We start from the raw sequence: 18,608 nt of genomic DNA on the forward strand, positions 1-18,608 counted from the left end.
CGCTCAAGCGGCGACGGAAACGGTTACGTCACGATCTGCGATGGATGCGTTCAGCGGGGCCACCTATGACTCTTCGCGACAGCGGGGTCAGGCGAGGCCGTTACGTAACGCGTAACTCACTGCCTCGGCCACGCTGTGCACCTGCAAGGCCGAGTAGATCTGCCGGATATGGCTGCGCACGGTATCCAGCGAGATCTCCAGCCGCTCGCCGATTTCCCGATACGAAAGACCTTCGACCAGCCCGCGCAATACGTGCAGCTGACGCGCGGTCAGGCCGAGGTCGCGTGGCAATACCCGGGTGCCGAATTGTCCACTGTGGCTTTCTCGCACGATGCGCATCAAGGTGCCGGCCAGGGCGGCGCTCAACGGTGCGTTGTGATGAAGAATCAGATCGAGCTGGTTGAGCAGTTCGTCGTTCGACGCGCTTTTCAACAAGTAACCGTCGGCACCGGCACAGATCGCCGCCAACACCGTTGCCGGCTCTTCGAAGGCGGTCAACACCACGACGCGCAAGGCGGGAAACAGGCTCTTCAGTTCGCGTGTTGCCGCCACGCCGTCGACACCGGGCAAACCGATGTCCGTCAGTACCACGTCCCAGGGCGCCGCCGGATCGAGCGCCCGCGCCTTGCGCGCCGCCTCGAGCAAGGGCGCCGCCGAGGCATAACTCGCCGTCAGTTGAAAGCCGCCCAGGCTGCGGATCAGCAAGGTCAGGCTTTGGCGATAACGCGGGTCGTCTTCGACCGTAACCAGTCGCAACGAGGGGGACACAGATGCATTGGCCACATTCATCCCGCCACGCTGCCGCAGATGGCCTGTCATGACAAGCACATGATCATGCGGTTGGATGGGCGCGGCGAACATAATCGAGGCGGATTCGCGAGCCAAAACCCGGCGTACTGACGATATCGAGCCGCGCGCCGATCGCCGCCGCGCGGCGACGCATGCTTTCCAGTCCGGTGCCGGAAACATCAGCATCAGGATCGAAACCGTAGCCATCGTCTTCGATCGTCAACTGCAGGCCACCATCGTCAAGCTCAAGCAGCTCAAGCTCGACATGGGCGGCATCGGCATGCCGGGCGATATTGTGCAGCGCCTCCAAAGCCAGCAGCAGTACATGCCGGCGTACTTCGGGCTTCAAGGTGGTGGCGCTGGGCTCGATCGGCAAACGCACCTGCAGCGAAGGATGCTCGCCAGGAAACAACCGGCGCGCGTGATCGGCCAGTTGCTGCCCTAGCTCGGCAATGCCGGCTCGGCCGCTGCGCAGGGTCCACACCAGCGAACGCAAGCCGCCACCGAGCAGCTCGGCCACCGTGGCGATCTGCCCGGCGAGCCGCCGCCGTTCTTCGGTTTCCACCGCCGCCCGCGCGGCAAGGCTGGCCAGCATGCCGATGCTGCCCAGCCCAGAGCCCAGTTCGTCATGCAGATCCATGGCGATACGGGTGCGTTCACGCTCCACCCGCAACAAAGCGGTGACGCGCATCTGATAAATCAAAATGACCAGCGCCAACGCCGCCAGTACAAACAGCGCTCGCGCCCAATACGTGCGATACCACGGCGGCAGCACCCGAAAACGGATGTCGGCCGGCGTCTCAGACCAATGTTGCCCGTCCAGGCTGGCGCTCATTTCAGCCTGATAGTCACCGGGCTCAAGCGCGGCAAACTGCAACACCGGCAACCGCGTCGGCACCGACCAGCCGCCCTGCCCCAGCAAGCGCGAACGAAAGCGCAACAGCGAGCGATCACGGAAGCTCAGCGCGGCGAACTCAAGATCGAGTCGATGTGCCGAAGGGGCCAGTTCAACGGCGCCATCCGCGGGCTGCTCCTGGCCATCGATCCGCGCCCGCACCGGTACAATGCGCGGCACCGGCAGGCTGCCGTTGCGCACCGCGCGCGGCACCCGCCAGACGCCTCGGTTGCCGGCGATCCAGAGATCGCCGTTGGCCAGCTCCAAGGCCTCGATCGAGCTGTTGCCCGGCAAGCCATGCCAGATGCCGAGGCTCTCCTGCACCTCCCATTTGGCGGCACACGCGTCACAAGGCATGACGCGCAGCAGCGCCCCCACACCGGCCGCCCACCAGCCACCGCTTGGCGCCTTGGTCAGGTTTTCCAGTACGCCACTGATCGCTTCGCTACCGGGCAAAAGCAGCACGCTTTTGCCGTCATAGGCATACAGGCCATTCGACGCGGCCAACCACGCAGCGTTTGCGGTCACCACGGTTGCCGAGTTGAATTCTTCGCCCGGATTGGGCACGCAAGCCTCGCGATGGGCGCTGCTGTCGCTGTCCAGATGTAAGCGGCAGGTCGCGGAGGTATCGGCCACCTGCACGGCGCCGTCCGCGGCGATCCAGACCACGTCCGGCGCTTGTCCAGAGGGAAGAAGTGTCACCGGCTGCGGCTGCCTGGCGCCCTGATTGAGCCGCAGCAGGCCCTGATCGGTAGCGAACCACAGCGTGCCGTCCGTGCCGGTGGCGCATTGGCCGAGATTGACTACATCGCGGCTCGGATACGTATACATCTCGCGCAGCTGGTTGCCGCGCCAGGCCAGCAGATGATGCCCATCCGAGACCCAGATATCGCGCTGGGCATCGACACAGATGCGCCCATAAGCGCCCTGCGAGGTCGGTATGAAACGGCGTGGTATCTGCGGGGTGCTAAAGCGCGCCAAGCCCAGCCAGGTCGCCACCCACAATTGCCCGTCGGCTTCGGCCAGATCGTAGCTATGCATGGACGGCAAGCCCTCTTCTTCGCCCCATTGCCAGGTGTCCGGCTCGGGAAACTGCAACAGCCCGACAAAGGTCCCCAGCCACAGGCTATGTTCGCGGTCTTCCAGCAACGGGCCGCCGCTGGGCAGGCCTTCGTGCACACCGATTTGGCGAAGCCGGCCATCCGGCTCGATCGCCAGCAACAAGCGGTCCAGCGCCAGCCAGACCGTGTGCCCACGCTCCAGCATATCCATCGCCCGCCCCAACGGGCGGCCCACGTCGTGAACCCCGGCGCTGTCGATCATCCATAAGCCGTTATTCAGATGGCTGGACACCCATAACGGCCGTCCCTCGCTACCGCCGGCGCTAAGCCACAGGCCGGGCGCGTGCAGCAGTTCGCGCGCGACATCGGGCGTATGCAAACACCAAAGCCCCTGGTCGGTGAATACGTCGACGCAATCCCCGCGCACATGCAGGCGCAAGGGCGACTGTCCGCCAAACGCCGTATTCGAAAATCGATGCCAGCTTTGCTGGCGATCCCGCCACCACACCTCATTGCGACGGCTTAGCCATAAGCGGCCTTGTCCATCGAAGTCCAACGACGTGACGGCGCTCCAGCCCGCGGCATCCGGGCCTTTCAGTGGCAGCAGATCGTCCCCCACGCGACGCAGTACACCGCCATTTTCAGTGCGCAGCAGCAGCTCATCATGCGGTCCATACGCCATGTCCCTGACCAATTCATCAAGCCGATGCGGAGCCCAGCTCAGGAATTCGCGGCCATCGAAACGCACCAGTCCGCGCGAAGTGCCAAGCCACAGAAAGCCCTGGTCATCCTGGGCCAGCGACTGCACTTCGCCCGAATTCAGGCCGAAACTCTGGTCGTAGATGCGGAAATTGCTGCGCTGGGCGAATGCCGGCGACAACAGCATCAGCCAGGCGAAAACGCCCGCGATCCAGCGGATAGCGAACCTTGTTGGCCTGGTTGTCTGGCATGGCGTTGCTAGCACGCGGCGATTCTAGCGGGCGCTGTAACAGCGTGGAGTGATGACCGGCGAGCGTCGCGAGACGACTGCGGCCGCGGGGAATACCCAGCCCTTGCCGCTTGGCAACATTCACGCGAGCTAGACATCAAGAGAAAGCTCCACAATCTGAGCGGATGGGTCTTATGTATGCTCCGGTGACGCCAAGCCGATTGAGCGGCTTCTCTCTCCAGCCCGCAGGGGATGAAGTTATCTGCCGCTCGCCCTGCCCCGGCCCGCAAGAGACGACCACCGATCAACCCGGTATACCCACTCTGTCGCGAATCGACGACAGCACCACTTCATCACGCACCACTTCGGACAACCACACATCGAGCGGCGTATTCGCCCAGATCACCGCCTTGTCCAACATGAAGGAGACCGGATTGTGCGGCTCGGTGCGGCGAAAAAATTCCGCGATCTGGCCCAAGGCCTGCAGCGCTTCTTGCTTGCTGCTCGCGCTGTTAGCCGATAGATCGAGCGCGCCAAGAGCCTGGGTTGCCGGCGAGCTTGCTGACGCCGCAGGCGCTGTCCCCTCCGCCGCCGCGGCCACCGCCGCGCCACCGATACCTTTCGCCTGGGCGGTCTTGGCGATCACCTGACGCAACCGTACCAAGGCATCTTCCAGCGCCGCCAACGAGGGCGCCGCCCGCCCCAGCCGGGTATCGACGATTTGCTTTAAGGGCTCGAAAGCGGACAGCGCGGCAGTTGCTTGTTCCAGCCATGCTGAAACCTGTTCGGTGGAGCTTTCCAGCATGGCCTTGTCGAACGCTTCGCCAGTCATGCGTCCCTCATCCAGCGCGGCCTGATATGCCTCCCTGCTCTGCCGGCCCAGATTGTCGACCTCGCGCGAGTCTTGCCAATCCATCAAGGTCACGGCTCTGGCGCCGCCGGACATCGGCAGCTTTCGCAGCGCGTCGCCCGCATAGATATTGAACCAGGCGAGTTTGGCTGCGCGCTCTTCGGCATCGTCGCCGTCCAGTTCGGGAAACAGCCCTTCCCAGCGTTGGTCCAGCAGTCGCTGCAGCAGTTCGAAAGCTTGCGCCGCGCCAGACAAGCCGTCGACGGAGATCAACGCCTCGCCCAACCAGACGGCCATTTGCAAATCTTTGCTCTGCCTGGCCAGCACCTCGCTGGCGAGCTTGATCACCTGTCGCCAGTCGGCCACTTTCAATTCGGTCTGCCACTCGCCCTGGCGCAAGCTCGGGTCATCGGCCCGACGCGCCTCGCGCACGCGGTCGTAAACCGTATTGAAGCTCACATCTTCGCCGCAAGGGCGATCGGGCGAGATCGGGGCAAGCAATTCGGCAAGATCAACGCTCATGACAAACTCCCTACGTACCGCGTTATTCATTCGATGATGGCGCCAGGCAAACTGACCGGCGTGCTGCGTGCATTGAGGTATTGCTTCATCGGATCGGATAGCTCGATGGTCAGAAACACCTGCGCCTGACTGAAGCCGGCATCACGCAGGCGCGCGGTGATATCGGCCCATTGCAAGGCGTTATAGGAATCGTGGAAATCGGCCAGCACATAGCCGTGCGAGCCGGTGGCGAAATCTTTCAACAACTGTTGAAAGCCATCCGCGCCGCTATACAAACGGGTCAGCACCAGCGGCTCGGCCGCCGCCGCTACCGCCGGCGCCGCGCTGGACGATTTGGCCGGCACCAAACTGGCCTCGGCGGGCGCAGGTGTTTCCATGCTGATGCGCAGGCTCGCCTGAGTACAGGTAGCCGGTGACCAGAACACCGCGACTTTTGCCTCGGCCAGCGAGGCCGCCTTGCTGCTGGCACTGAAGTTGCGATCCTTGCAGTCGATTTGCAGCACCGTGCCCTGCGCGCCTTCCACCAGACTGCCTAGCTGGCTGGGGCCGCTAAAGGTAAAGCTGCCTGCCAGAAAGGCTTGCTCGGTGTTGAGCGACGGCTGCACCTGGCCCTGGGTGGCCAGCATCGACTGAAAACCCGCCGTCAACGGCAAGCTCACCCCGCCGACACGGATCGGCGTGCGCTCGCGCTCGCTGACAAAAGGCGCCAACGAATCGCTGACGAAGGCATTGAGCTTGCCCTGCGGACCATACAGCGCGGCCAGTTGTTGTTCCGGCGGCAATTGCTTCAGCGGCGTCACCACGCCGTCACTCCAGCGCTGCTGCAAATAACCGGCGGCCCGTTGCACGGTAAGAAAAAGCAACAGGCGCGACGGCCCTTGCACAATCGACCAAGCGCCGAGATCGTCGCCCTTGAACTGAGAGGCGTAATTGTCCGCGGGCCGGTCCACCGATTGCAGCAGGGTGGCGTATTCAGAGGCCGGCGGCTGCGTGGCCAGGCCCTTGCCGCGATAAATATCCGCAACGATCTGGTAGAGATTCTGGTCGCCGCCCTCGGCCTGCAAGCGCAGATAGCCGTTGGCAAACAGCGCGCGCTGCGTCTGAAGTACCTGGCGGCGAGTGTCCAATACGGCCAGCAACCAGGTCGGCGCCTCGGCTTCGGTATGCCGAAAACCGCCGACTAGCCCTTGCCACAACGGACCCCAGCCTTTTTTCCATCCGGCCGCACGCGCTTGCTGCCAGGCCAGATGCCAGCGCACCGAGAACGGCAAGCCCAATGGCAATCCGAGCAGGTTGCGCTGCTGGCTTTCAAAAAAAAAGCGGTAGGGGTTGTCGTCACCGGCGGCGCGCTTGGCCAATTCGCCATCGCGCCCTTTCCACAAGGTCACCCCATCGAAAAAGCGCGACTGAAATAACGCCCAGGCGCGAAAGTAGCTGGCGAAGTAGGCATGGCGAAGCCCATCAGCCAGGCTTTTTTTTTCCGCCAGGGTGTCGCCGATGGTGCTGGCCAGCGGCGACACCACGCCGTTCCAGATATCGACCGTATAGGCGGCCGAGATGGTCGGCAGGCTGCCGGCATCCACCCCGACCAGGCGATCGGACGGCAACCAGAAATCCTGCATGCGCGGCCCGTTCAAGCGCTTGTCGGCCCATGCCTCGAGATCCTGCGGACGCGGCGTATAGACGGCTAACAGGCGTTGCAGTTCGGTCTCCAGCCGATGCTGTTCATCATCGAGCACCTCGTTCTTCTGCCAGCGCAGATAACCGAGGTAGGTGGCGAGCAAGGCATCGGCGTTGTCACGATCGCGGCGAGTGTCGGCATCGGCGGTGAAGAATGGCGCGAACAGGCGGGAGCGCGGGTCGAACACCACGTTGTATGGCGTCTCGCGTTCGAGGCAGGGCTCACCGCTGCGGCGACAGCGCTGCAGCATGCGCAGGCGCTGGGTTACCGCCAGCACGTGCTCAATGCCGACGCGGCCATTGGCCAGGTCGGTATCGATCATCTGGTCGTAAGGGGCCAGGATCAGGCTGGAAAAATCACCGACCACCACCTGCTTGAGCTGCTCGATATCGCGATCGGAGCGGCGCAGGCCAAAACCCAGCTGACTCTGCTCGGCGCTGGCCTCCAGCTGTTCGATCGTGCGGCCGCAACCCGCCACCCAGGCGATACGGCCGCTGGCCCCGGCATTTTCACGGCCCTGGCAAGCCGCGCGCGTCTGCGCCAGCAACTGCGTATCGCCGCTACGCGCCTGACTCAATCCAAAGGTGAGATAGCCGGACAAGCCAAGCAATGCGACCACGCCCAACGCCGCCACGCCGACGCGCCCTGCACTGCCTTTCAGGCTTGGTGCGGCCAGCGGCTGGTCGCCGGGCAGAAAGCGGGTGAACAGATCGCCGACAAAAGCGCCGGCCGGCGCATCCTTGCTCGCGCCGGCGGCCAGATAGAAACCACGCCAGCGCGGCGTGCGTTGAAACGGGTTGTCTTCCAGCAGCAAGCCGACGAAGCTGCGCAGGCCGGTTTGCAAGCGCGTAATCGCCTGTACGAATTCGAATACGCCACGGCGTCCGCGCACTTCGTGCTGTGCCGCCAGCGCGGTGAGCCGCAAAGCGTGCAGGCGCTCGGCCATCGGCGCGAACAGACTGTCGAAGGCGTTACTGGTGCCGGCGCTGACCGCCTCGTTCTCCGGCAATCGATGGCCTAGCGCCTGGCCGAAGGCTTCCGCCGGCACGGCGGCGCGGAACGCGGCATAACCCGGCAACAGCTCCAGCCCGGTGACCACGAAGTACACCGGCAAGCGAATCTGCAAATGCTCCATGCTTTCGTCGACCAGCCGGCGCAGACGCATGCTGGTGGCTTTCAGTTCGTCCGCGTCGCCGAGCAGGCTGCGCGCCGCGATGCACACCACCATGCCATTCAGCGGCAACTGATCGCGTTCGCTGGCCAGCTGCATCAAGGCCTGGTACCACAGGCCGCGCTCGGTGCGCGCGCCGGCATCGCAGACGATGCGCGGGCTGGTCTCGATCGCCAGCATCGACTTGAAAAACCACCAGCGCCACACCGTATCGGCGTCGTCGCCACTGGGTGCCGGAAACGGCGAAACCGTGCTGGCCGCGCGCAACAGGCCATGCACATTGGCCTCGGCGTCACCGAGAAACAACATCCATGGCACGCGATACAACGGGTTGCGGCCACCGGCCATTTCAGGCGAGCGCTGGATGGTGCGTTTGGCCTCCTGGATGGCCGCCTGCATCTTGGCCAGCGGCTCGCGTTCGTCGTCGGGATTGCCCGGACCCAGATCGCCGATGCGCTGGCGTGTGCGACCCGCGCGCGAATAGCGTTTGGCGCCGGCGGTAAACCACCACAGCACCGCCACCGCGGCAAGGCAAAGGCCGAGCAGTTGCCAGAAACGCGGGGGAATACCCGGCACCAGCGATGGCGCCACAAAAACGATCAGTGCCAGCAGCACGATGCCACCGAGCACCAGCAAGGCGGATTTCAACCACGGTTGCGATGTGACAGTCATGGTCCAGGCTCCCTTAGCGCGCCGGTTCGGTCTGGATGGTCATGAAGTCGGCGACGAATTTGTCATCGCCACGATTCGCTTCGACCGCTTGCTTGAGCAATGGCAGGTAGAGGTTGGCTGCTTCATTGTCAGGGCGCAGCCCCTGGTACAAAGGCTTACTCGTGGAAACCACGGTAATCAACTCCTGTCCGAACGGCGCGTCCACGGTGATCCAGCCACCGCCCTGTACACCGGACTGGCCTACGTCGAGTTGCTGGCTCGCGGAAATCAACTGCCCGCTATGCGGTTCGCGCTGGTTCGGCAACAAATGAAACACCTGCCCTTCGACGGTGTAGTAATCGACGTACAGATAACCCTCGTGATTGGCCTGGATCAGTTTCACGATCACTTGCTCATCCTTGACGAAGCGGTCGGTATGGCCGGTCGTCGGCGTCACCGCCAGGCCGTCGTGGCGGTCCAGATTGCGCTGGCGATACGGCGTAAGCAGCTTCACTACTTCGCAATGCGGCCAGATCAAGACTTTCACCTGATAGCTCGGTGTCTTGACGCCGGGGATGGCGGCTACATCGGTATGCAGACGCTCCAGGTCGACCGGCTTGGAGACATAGCCGCTGATCGCGGTGACGCCGTCCTTATCCACGTTTGCCGACAGATCGGCGCAGGTGTAGCCGGCTATTTCCTGGGCCACCAATTGCTGCACGCTGGGTCCGACCAGCTTGGCCGGCGAAACGAAGAACCACACCAGGTAAGCCAGCGGAATCAACAAGGCCACGGTGGCGCCGAGCTTGAGCACCAGGCTATCCCATTGCTTGGGATAGCGTGGCCCCGAAGGGTCCTTCATCAGATAAGGCTGCGGGGTGATCTGTTCTTCACGCAAGGTGTGCAGCGGGGCCGGCGCTATCGGCAACTGGCGGCTGTTCAACTCCTTGATCTTGCCCAGCTCGCCGTGGTCGCCGGTCTCGTAGTAGTACTGGCCGACAAAGCCGAGCAGCAGCGCGTGGTAGTACACCTCACGTACTTCTTCGTCGCCGCCTTTGAGATTGGACAGGTGCTCGAAAAACTCGTTGCCGGCGTTGTTGGTGTTGAACAAGCTCACCTGCATCGGGCTGGCGTGGCTCCACCAGGTCGGATTGCGCGTGATGATTTCGTCGAACCAGGCCACCACGGCAAACGCTGCCGCCTCCACCGCCGCCGCTGGCTTGCCCGCCGCCAAGGCGTTGCTGCGGGCCTGTTCGACCAGCGTGCGTGCACGCGCATAAGCCTCAGCCACACTGCCTTGCGCGACACCGCCGGCAATCTGTTCGTCAATGGCCAGGCCCAGGGAGAACAGCGGCGCGAAATATTCCAGCAGGCGTGCCATCGCGTCACTCCTCCGAGCCTACGGGGTACAGCTTGATCACCGTCTGATCGGGTGGAAGATCGCAATACACCGCCATATCGCGCGCGTTGCGAATGCCTTGCCAGAACGGATGCCGGGTATCGATGAGAAAATAAGTGGTGTTGGGGGTCTTTTGCGGCAGCTCTTCCGGCGGTACCGGCAGCAGGTCGATCTTCAGGCCGAACAACGCGGCTTGCAGCAGACGCGGCATTTCATCCACCGAGCAGATCTTGCCGGTGCGCGACAAGCGGCCGAACAGATCCTGCCCGCGCAACTCCGATTCAAAGGCCAGGTAAAAGCGCGTCTTGTCCGACTCGAACAGATTGGCCGGCAGCTCCGCCTTGTATAGCCGCCCGTCGAAGGTCAGCGTGATGCCCACCTCGGCCCCGACGGTAAGCGCCTTGATCAGCGCCTCCGCACGCTGAAAGGCTATGCGGAAACAGGCGCGCAGATTGTCGTGATCATAGGGCGGCAGCTCGGTTTCCGCCGGGTTGTCACGAGTGCCGCCGGCAAAGCCGATCTCCTCGGAGAACACCGAAAACTCGGCGACCAGTTCACGCAGTTGCTGGTACAACGGATACGGACCGGTGACGCCGCCGCGCACATGCTCTTGCAGGTCGGCGATGTAGCGCGCGAAGGTCTGCATCATCACCACCCGCATCACCTCTTGCGCGCTGGTCGAGGCGGCACGGATACCGCGTTGACGTTTCACGCCGGAAAAATCCGCGCCGCGCGAAGCCAGCAGATCGCGCAAGGCTCGCGTCCAGCGGCTGAGATTGACCGAGCCCTGCAAGGCGATCAGCGGCGGAATGTAGTCACTGGACGGCTTGAAGCGTCCTGGCCCGTTCGGCACGATTTCGGCGAATTTGTAGGCTTCGCAGGCGGCCAGCAAGGCATCCGCGCCTTCATCGAGGCTGCTGATGATTTGCGCTTGATAGCCTAGAAAGTCGACCTCGGCGGCCGGCGCCTGCGGATCGTAAGGGTCAGCCCGCGATTCGCCGTCCAGCCGATGCCGCGCCGGCAGTCGGCTGCCGCGTTCGTCGTTTCGTCCCAGGCCATCGAGTGTGCGTTCGCGCTTCAGCACCAGATACAACGCGATCGGCTCGTTGTTGGGCACGCTCAGTTCGAGCAGGCTGCGTTCGGGCAGGCGCGCATTGCCGCCGCCTTCGGCCGTGGCCGCCACGCCACCGCTGATCAGCTCGCCCTGACGGGTCAGCAGCACAAAGCGTTCCAGCGTCGCCATGCCGGTGGCCAGCGCATCTTCACGCAACACCAGCGATTCGAAACCCCAGTAATACGGCGAGAACTGCCGATGCAGGCGCAAGGCATAGGTCTGCTGCCAGGCATCCTGTGCCTGAAGATGCTGCGGGGTCAGAAAACCGCCCTGGGCCCAATGAACTTGTCGTACCGGCTGCATGGCGCTGCGTCCTTATCGATGCCTGTTTCAAAGAATGGAAAAAGCAGCCAGCGAGGGCCGCCAGCATGGGCTGGCGCTGCGCTTGCTCGCGGGGGCGCTGGTTCCGTACACGATCTGTTCCAAGTCATTCACCATGCCTGTGCCGTCACGCTAAAACCGCGGTGCGCCAGCCCGGCCAGCAAACCATCCTTGCCGGCGAGGTGAATCGCCCCGACGGCAACAAAGCAACCGCCTTGGCGCAGCAGTGGTTCCAACTCTTCCAGCCAACGTGCATTGCGCTGTTCCAGCAGGCACTCGCGGGCATGTCGCTCGGCCTTTTGCGCGTGTTCGTCCAAGCCGTGCATGGCATCGATATCCGCCAGCCAGCCCGGCAAATTGCCGTCGCGATAAAAAGCCAACGAACGTTCGGTTTCCTGGCGTAGCGCCTGCGGATCGGCCAGCCGCTGCTGCAACACCACGGCGTAATCCGTGGCCGAGGTGCAATCGAGCGCGGCGAGTTGATCCTCCAGGGTTTCCAGATGCACCAGGCGCAAATTGTGACCTCGCGCGAGGTCTTCCACGATGCGATCGATACTGCGCGGCGGTGCCTGCTCGGCCCCTTCTTCCAGCAGCGTCATCACCACCCACGGCTTAAAGCGATTGAGCTGGCTGCCTTTGTGTTCGGGTAGCAAGGTGGCCAGTTCGATGAACTCGGTGCCCCCTATCAGCATCGCCAAGGTCTGTCCTTCGGCAAGATAACGGTAACGGTCGTAACGAGGCTCCCACGGCGTGTGGCTGTCCACTTCGTTGACCAGCACACGCTGCGCCTCGACCGCGCTGCGCACGCGTTGCAGGTCAAGCCCCAGCTCATCGGAGGTACCGATGTGGATCGTGCCGAACAGCAAACTGTCGGGCTTTCCCGGCACCGGCGAATGGATGCGAAACAACACCCCGTGAGCCGCGGCCCAATCAGTAACGGCGCCCTCTTGCGCCCGCAACGGCAACCACGCCAACAACCCGCAACTCAAGGCGAGCAGAAGACGCAAGCTTTGCAATGGCCTTGCCGGCAGCATGGCTCGATTCCCCGTCATGAACATCGCCGATTCTCACGACGCGCCCGCACAACAGCCATATCACGTAGAGCCTAGGCCGTTCGGAGAACGCCTGGCCGATTGTCCCCGGCGGCACATACCGCTATGTTGCTGGCGCGCAGACATGCCTTAAAAGGAAGCATCGCGGTGCGCCATGGGGAATGAAATGCACATACTTATTGCCGATGACCATCGACTAATCGTCGAAGGCGTCAAACTCAAACTCGCCGAGCTGGACGCGGCGACCGAATTCTCGGTCGCCATGGACATGGACGAGTTACGCCAGGCGATCCGTGACGAGAATCCACCTGATCTGGCACTGATCGATATCACCATGCCGGGCGTGCGCGGCAACCAGCACCTGGCCGAGTTTATCGAGGCCCTGCCCAGGGTGCCGGTGATCGTGCTATCCGGCTCGGAAGACCCTGCCCTGATGAAAGACGTGCTGGCGATGGGCGTGCAGGGCTTTATCCCCAAGGCGTATTCACCTGACGTGATGCTGTCCGCGATACGGCTGGTTTTGTCCGGCGGCGTCTACGTGCCACCGATGATGCTGCAAGAAGGTAATGGGCATGCCGCGCCGGTGCCGGCAGTCCAGATGGACTCCCACGCCAGCCTCGAGGCATTGGAAGAACGGTTGCGCAAATTGCTCACCGAACGGCAAGTAGACGTACTGCGGCTGCTTTCACAGGGTAAGCCGAACAAGGTGATCGCGCGCGACCTCGGCATTAGTGAGGGCACGGTGAAGATCCATCTCGCGGCAATCTTCCGTGCGCTCAATGTGCGTAACCGAGTCGAAGCCGTGGTCGCTTCGCGGCGCATCAGCGGCTTATAGACATCGATTCCGATCCGATAAGCAGCGGCCAGGGAATCAGTCGGCGGCCGACGTTCTGGGCTGCCCGCGTTACCGTGGCGCAGGCAGCTTTTGAACATGGCAACAAACCAGCGGCGTGGCCCGGCAGGCGGTTATGGATCGATCTACTGACTGCCGCGAATGCCAGCTTGCCTGCCGACACCGATCAGTTATCCCCGTGTCATTTATCGCCCATGAGTACAGCGTATGCTGCGGCAACTGGAGCCCGGGAACGCTCCGTATCCGTACCGGTAGAGCATCCGATCAGTAGCAGGGGAGATGCCACGTTGCGCCAGGAGGAAACCCCATGTCTTGGACGCCGCCCCGCTCGTCGCGGTGCAGTCGGATTGCTGCATTGGCTGGTGCTTCTGCTGGGCATGCTCATCCCCACGCTGGCTACGTTGCAAACCGTAAGCATCGAGCCACCGCTGGCATTCGGCATCCTGCCGATCGGTGGCCCCTCCGAATCGGCGACTGCATGGCGGCCGATGCTCGACGACATGAGCCACGCCCTGCAACGCCCCATCCATAGCGTTTCGGTAAGCACTTATGAAGGCCTCGCCCAGGCCCTGGCCGACAAGCGCATCGATCTTGCCTTTGTTTCCGGGCTGCTGGCACTGGATGCCGTCACCAAAGACCACATGCAAGTCATCGCCCAGCTCAGCAGCGATGATCGCTCGCGCGGTTATTACTCGCTGCTGATCGTCGGCAAAGACTCCCCCATCCACAATCTGGATGACTTGCTGCGTCAACCCGGCCGTTGGCGTTATGCGCACGGCGAAACGCTGTCAGTGTCCGGTTACCTGGTGCCGGAAACCCAATTGTTCGCCGAGCGCAAACTGAATTCGGACACCTTTTTTGCCAGCGTCACGGTGAACAACCACCAGAACAACGCGCTAGCCGTAGCCAACGGCGAAGCCGACGTCGCCAGCAACAACACCGCCGACCTGCAACGCTTTGCCAAACAATTTCCGGACCAATACGCCAGGCTGCGCATACTGTGGAAATCCAGCCTGATCCCCCACGCGGTAATCGTCATGCGCAGCGATCTGGCGCCCTCCTTGCGCCATCAAATCATCGATTTCGTCACCCAATACGCCAAGCACGGCCGCAATGCCGCCAGCGAACTGGCCAAGCTCAGACTCATTCACGACATCAGCGGCTTCGACCCCGCCGGCAACGACACCCTGATTCCCTTCGCCGACATCCAATACAACCTCGAACGCCGCCGCGCGCTCAGCGCACAATGGGTCAGCAAAGCCGCCATGCAGACCCGCCTGCAGAAAATCGACGCCGACCACAGCCAACTCCTGCGCCGATTGCAGACGACAGCGAAACCCTGAGCTCCCCTGCGCCATCCCCTGCCCTGCCCGCAGGAGATGCCTGGAGGGGTGATCCTTGCCTCACCGTTTTCTGTAAGGCGCGAATGGGTTGGCAAACTTGGGCATTTGATTTGACACGAATCACCTAGCCCATAAAAAAGGCCCCGAATCGCTTCGGGGCCGGTAGCAAATCGGGGGCGATTCGCTATAGGGGTGCCCAGGTCATCGGTCTTGGCTTCCACGGCCTGCCTGACTCGCTGGGCAACACCACTTTGGAATAGACACTTGCCATGGTCAATCCGGCTATATCTGATAATCACGTAAGCCGGGGCCTACAAAGCTAATCCGCGTGTCCACGGTGCTCTATGGCTTACACACTGGTGTTTTACGCACGATAACGCCGTATCAAGGCGTATGGATGCGCCGATCGTGTTTCAGAATGGGCCTACAGCAAGTGACACACTGCACTTACACGCACCTGACATCAGTACTCCCCACAATACCCGCACTTTTATGAGCGATTCGGCAGGGACGTATGTCAAGGATAGGCAGTCTGGTCAGATGGGGTACGAGTGTGCGTCCGGCATGGTTTCTGTTGTTCGGCCTAGGGTTGCAAGTGGCCGGACTGGCCCTTCCGGGAGCGGCCCATGCGAACGACTATTACGGCGCCCCTTACAGCATCAATTATCTGGGGGAGCTGGGACCCTATCAGTCGGAAGGCGAGGCCGTTACGGCGCTCAGCAACTATCTTTCGGCAGGTTGCCCCACCTGCACGATTTACGTCCGCTATTTCGATACACATGCGAAGGATAGCCAGCTTGCGGCACAGGTCACGACCGATCCTACGACTACCGGCTGGGGCGTGTGGGCTACCGAGCTCCCCAATAACCCGATAAAGACGGCGGGCAGTTGCAACCCAAACAACGGCGGTAATGGCGATAAGACCATGCTGACCTGTCCGGGTGGGATCACGGTGCACGATCCGATCAACGCATCGACGGGCAACAAGTACATTCAAGAGACCGATGCCATCTCGGACTCATCGCTGACGTTCCGGCGCTTCTACAACAGCCAGAGCATCGTGCCCTCGGGAAGCCTTGGCTCCCGTTGGCGCCACTCGTTTGATCGCTTTCTAGAGATCAATCTATCGAGCCCCGGCATGACGGGCACCGTCAATACCATCCTGCTTGATAGGCCCGATGGTCGCCGTGAACAGTTTCAGCTGAGTAATGGCGTTTGGACCGCCGAAGCGGATAACCCCGACGTCCTCACCGAGCAGGATGATGCCACTGGCCACGCCATCGGCTATACCGTTTTCATGGCCGGCCCGCATCAGGTCGAAAAGTATTCGGCGACGGGCTTGCTCCAATCGATCACGGATCTCTCAGGAACCGTAACGACCTTCACGTACAGCACAGCGACCACACCCCTCACGCTCGCACCCAAGCCCAATCTGTTGCTGACGGTCACCGATCCTAACGGCCGCAACCTTAATTTCACGTACGACAGCAACGCTCGCCTGCAAAGCGCGGTATTGCCGGATGGTGGCGTGCTGGCCTATGCCTACGACAGCAACAATAACCTGGCGTCGGTGACTTATCCCGACACGCATACACGTCAGTATCTCTACAACGAACAGTCCCTGACCAGCAAAGCCAATCTGCCTCATAGTCTGACCGGGATCATCGACGAGAACGGTGGGCGCTATCAGAGCACCGGGTACAACAGTTCGAACCAAGCGATATCCGACAGCCTGGCGACCGGTGCGGAAGCCGTAACGCTCACTTACCGTGCTTATGGTGGCCCGACGACACTCACCATGCCGCTTAGCGGCTCGACCAATCTTGGCATTCAAAATTATCTGGGTGCCCCCAAGGTTACGAGCAGTTCGCAACCTTGCGGCACGGAATGCAATCAACCGTGGAAGTCACTCAGCTATGACCCAAACGGCTGGCCGAGCAGTTCCACGGACTTCAATGGCAACGTCACCGGCACCACCTTCAGCGGGCTGGGCCTCGAAACCCTGCGTATCGAGTCCAAGGGCAGCACCACGCAGCGCACCATCACGACGACCTGGGATTCGACGTTACGCAAACCGCTGACCCGTACCACGGCTGATGCCACGGGCGCACTGGTGGCGCAAAGCGCGTGGGTCTACAACGCACGTGGCCAAATGCTCGCCAGTTGCGATATGGACCCCACGGTGCCCGGCGCCGCGAGCTACACCTGCGCTATCGCCGGTACACCGCCCGTCGGCGTGCGCCGTTCAACCTTTGCCTATTGCGATGCGGTCGATACTACGCAATGCCCCTTGGTCGGCCTGCTTTTGAGCGTAGATGGCCCGCGTCTGGATGTCGTCGATGTCACGCAATACCGCTACTACCTGACGACGGATGAATCCGGCTGCGGCACCGTGGGCGGAACCTGCCATCGTGCAGGCGATCTCTATCAAGTCACCGATGCGCTTGGTCACGTGTCCGCCGTGGTGGCCTACGACAAAAATGGCCGGGTGGTTCGTCAGCGCCGTGCCAATGGCGTGATCACCGATCTCACTTACAGCCCACGTGGTTGGCTGCTCACGCGCACCGTGCGGGCTCACGCTGATGGCTCGTCGTCGGCACAGGATGCGACCACCACCGTGGTCTATGACCCAACGGGAACTGTCCATCAAGTGACCGACCCCGATGGTGTCACCGTCACGTACACCTATGACGGTGCGCACCGCCTGACCGACATCACCGATGCCAGCGGCAACCGTATCCATTACACCTTGGATGCATCGGGCAACCGTCTCACGGAACAAACCTTCGACACCACCAATACGGTGCGTCGTAGCCTTACCCGCAAGTACAACACTCTGGGTCAACTGGTCAGCATCACTGATGGCCTGGGCCAGGTTGTGTACAACGCCGGTTTCACGGACAGCTACGATGCCAATGGCAATCTGGTTCATACAGCGGATGCCTTGGGTGTGCAACGCAAGCTGGGCTATGACGGATTGAATCGTCTGGTCAGCACGCTGGATAACTACAACGGTGCCGATGCGGCCACGAAGAACACATCGACCGTGGTTATCTTCGACGCGCTGGATCGCCTCAATGGCATCAGTGATCCGGATACCCTCAACACCACCTATGACTATGACGGGCTGAGCAATGCCAAGGCCCTGCACAGCCCGGATACCGGCACCGCATCGCCGTTCGTCTCCGATGCTGCCGGCAACCGCATACAGCAGACGGATGCCAATGGCATCACCAGCACGTCGGCCTATGACGCATTGAATCGAGTGACGTCGGTGAACTATGCCGACACCTCGCTCAATGCCACCTATGCCTATGACGAAGCCGATAGCATCACGGGCTGCAACGGTTCCGCATCGGTCGAACGCCTGACGCGGTTGATCGAAAACGCCGTCACCACGGTGTGGTGCTACGACAATCGGGGCAACGTCACGCAGAAGCGTCAGACGCAGGGCAGCCAGGTCGACACGACAAGCTACAGCTACACCCTAGCGAACCGTCTGAGCAGCGTGACGAGCCCCAGCCAGACCATCACACAATACAGCCGCAACGCCCTGGGCCGGATCAGCGGTGTATCCGTCACGCCTTCCGGTGCGGCTGGTCAAGCCGTGGTCAGTGCCATCAGCTATCTGCCGTTTGGCCCTATCACCAGCTACGCCCTCGGCAACGGTCAGATCCTAACCCGCAGCTACGACGCCAACTACCGGCTGACCGATCTCACCAGTCCGCTACTGGCGCTGCACTTCGCACTTGACGCAGCCGGCAACATCAAGGCCCTTGGCAATGCGCCGGGTGCCAATCCGGCCATCGAAACCTATGCCTACGATCCTCTCTACCGCCTGGCGGCTGTCAACAGTCCGACAGGCACCGCTATTGAGGTATACACCTATAGCAAGACGGGTGACCGCCTGAGTAAAGCCAGTGGCGGATTAGCGACAGGGGCCTATGGCTACCAGAGCGGTACGCATTGGCTGAAAAC

The 18,608-nt window shown here is 62.1% G+C and carries 10 protein-coding genes; 3 read left to right on the top strand and 7 right to left on the bottom strand.

Annotated features, from left to right (window positions below; genetic code table 11):
* Positions 1-87 precede the first annotated feature (87 nt).
* The 7 genes from OUZ52_RS12505 to OUZ52_RS12535 form a co-directional block, all read right to left on the bottom strand.
* Positions 88-819, bottom strand: a complete 732-nt coding sequence (locus tag OUZ52_RS12505) for a response regulator transcription factor (RefSeq protein WP_266158729.1) — start codon at positions 817-819, stop codon at positions 88-90.
* Between the two features lie 13 nt (positions 820-832).
* A complete protein-coding gene (locus tag OUZ52_RS12510) occupies positions 833-3,625 on the bottom strand; it encodes a sensor histidine kinase (RefSeq protein WP_266158730.1) in 2,793 nt (930 codons plus the stop codon).
* A 352-nt stretch (positions 3,626-3,977) separates the two neighbouring features.
* Positions 3,978-5,045, bottom strand: coding sequence for a type VI secretion system protein TssA (gene tssA / locus OUZ52_RS12515; RefSeq protein WP_266158731.1), 1,068 nt, complete (start codon positions 5,043-5,045; stop codon positions 3,978-3,980).
* A gap of 26 nt (positions 5,046-5,071) precedes the next feature.
* The gene (locus OUZ52_RS12520; RefSeq protein ID WP_266158732.1) at positions 5,072-8,569 is read right to left on the bottom strand and encodes a type VI secretion system protein; all 3,498 of its coding nucleotides are present in this window, start codon (positions 8,567-8,569) and stop codon (positions 5,072-5,074) included.
* Between the two features lie 13 nt (positions 8,570-8,582).
* The gene (locus OUZ52_RS12525; protein ID WP_266158733.1) at positions 8,583-9,929 is read right to left on the bottom strand and encodes a DotU family type IV/VI secretion system protein; all 1,347 of its coding nucleotides are present in this window, start codon (positions 9,927-9,929) and stop codon (positions 8,583-8,585) included.
* Between the two features lie 4 nt (positions 9,930-9,933).
* A complete protein-coding gene (gene tssK, locus OUZ52_RS12530) occupies positions 9,934-11,364 on the bottom strand; it encodes a type VI secretion system baseplate subunit TssK (protein ID WP_266158734.1) in 1,431 nt (476 codons plus the stop codon).
* 128 nt (positions 11,365-11,492) lie between these two features.
* Positions 11,493-12,434 (bottom strand): TraB/GumN family protein, encoded by a 942-nt coding sequence (locus OUZ52_RS12535; protein ID WP_266158735.1) that lies wholly within the window; start codon positions 12,432-12,434, stop codon positions 11,493-11,495.
* A gap of 166 nt (positions 12,435-12,600) precedes the next feature.
* Between OUZ52_RS12535 and OUZ52_RS12540 the strand changes: the two genes are divergently transcribed.
* The 3 genes from OUZ52_RS12540 to OUZ52_RS12550 form a co-directional block, all read left to right on the top strand.
* Complete coding sequence (locus OUZ52_RS12540) at positions 12,601-13,269, top strand: LuxR C-terminal-related transcriptional regulator (protein ID WP_266158736.1); 669 nt, start codon at positions 12,601-12,603, stop codon at positions 13,267-13,269.
* A gap of 212 nt (positions 13,270-13,481) precedes the next feature.
* A complete protein-coding gene (gene phnD / locus OUZ52_RS12545) occupies positions 13,482-14,630 on the top strand; it encodes a phosphate/phosphite/phosphonate ABC transporter substrate-binding protein (protein WP_266158737.1) in 1,149 nt (382 codons plus the stop codon).
* Positions 14,631-15,183: 553 nt separating this feature from the next.
* The coding region (locus OUZ52_RS12550) for a DUF6531 domain-containing protein (protein ID WP_266158738.1) at positions 15,184-18,608 on the top strand (3,425 nt) is incomplete at its 3' end.

It is taken from the genome of Dyella silvatica, from assembly GCF_026283955.1.
GTDB lineage: Bacteria > Pseudomonadota > Gammaproteobacteria > Xanthomonadales > Rhodanobacteraceae > Dyella_C > Dyella_C silvatica.

Excerpts from the sequence above, each read along its gene's own strand:
- OUZ52_RS12540 (WP_266158736.1), top strand. The coding sequence starts at position 12,601 with ATGCACATACTTATTGCCGATGACCATCGACTAATCGTCGAAGGCGTC.
- OUZ52_RS12520 (WP_266158732.1), bottom strand. The coding sequence starts at position 8,569 with ATGACTGTCACATCGCAACCGTGGTTGAAATCCGCCTTGCTGGTGCTC.
- tssA (WP_266158731.1), bottom strand. The coding sequence starts at position 5,045 with ATGAGCGTTGATCTTGCCGAATTGCTTGCCCCGATCTCGCCCGATCGC.
- OUZ52_RS12505 (WP_266158729.1), bottom strand. The coding sequence starts at position 819 with ATGACAGGCCATCTGCGGCAGCGTGGCGGGATGAATGTGGCCAATGCA.
- OUZ52_RS12525 (WP_266158733.1), bottom strand. The coding sequence starts at position 9,929 with ATGGCACGCCTGCTGGAATATTTCGCGCCGCTGTTCTCCCTGGGCCTG.
- phnD (WP_266158737.1), top strand. The coding sequence starts at position 13,482 with ATGAGTACAGCGTATGCTGCGGCAACTGGAGCCCGGGAACGCTCCGTA.
- tssK (WP_266158734.1), bottom strand. The coding sequence starts at position 11,364 with ATGCAGCCGGTACGACAAGTTCATTGGGCCCAGGGCGGTTTTCTGACC.
- OUZ52_RS12535 (WP_266158735.1), bottom strand. The coding sequence starts at position 12,434 with ATGACGGGGAATCGAGCCATGCTGCCGGCAAGGCCATTGCAAAGCTTG.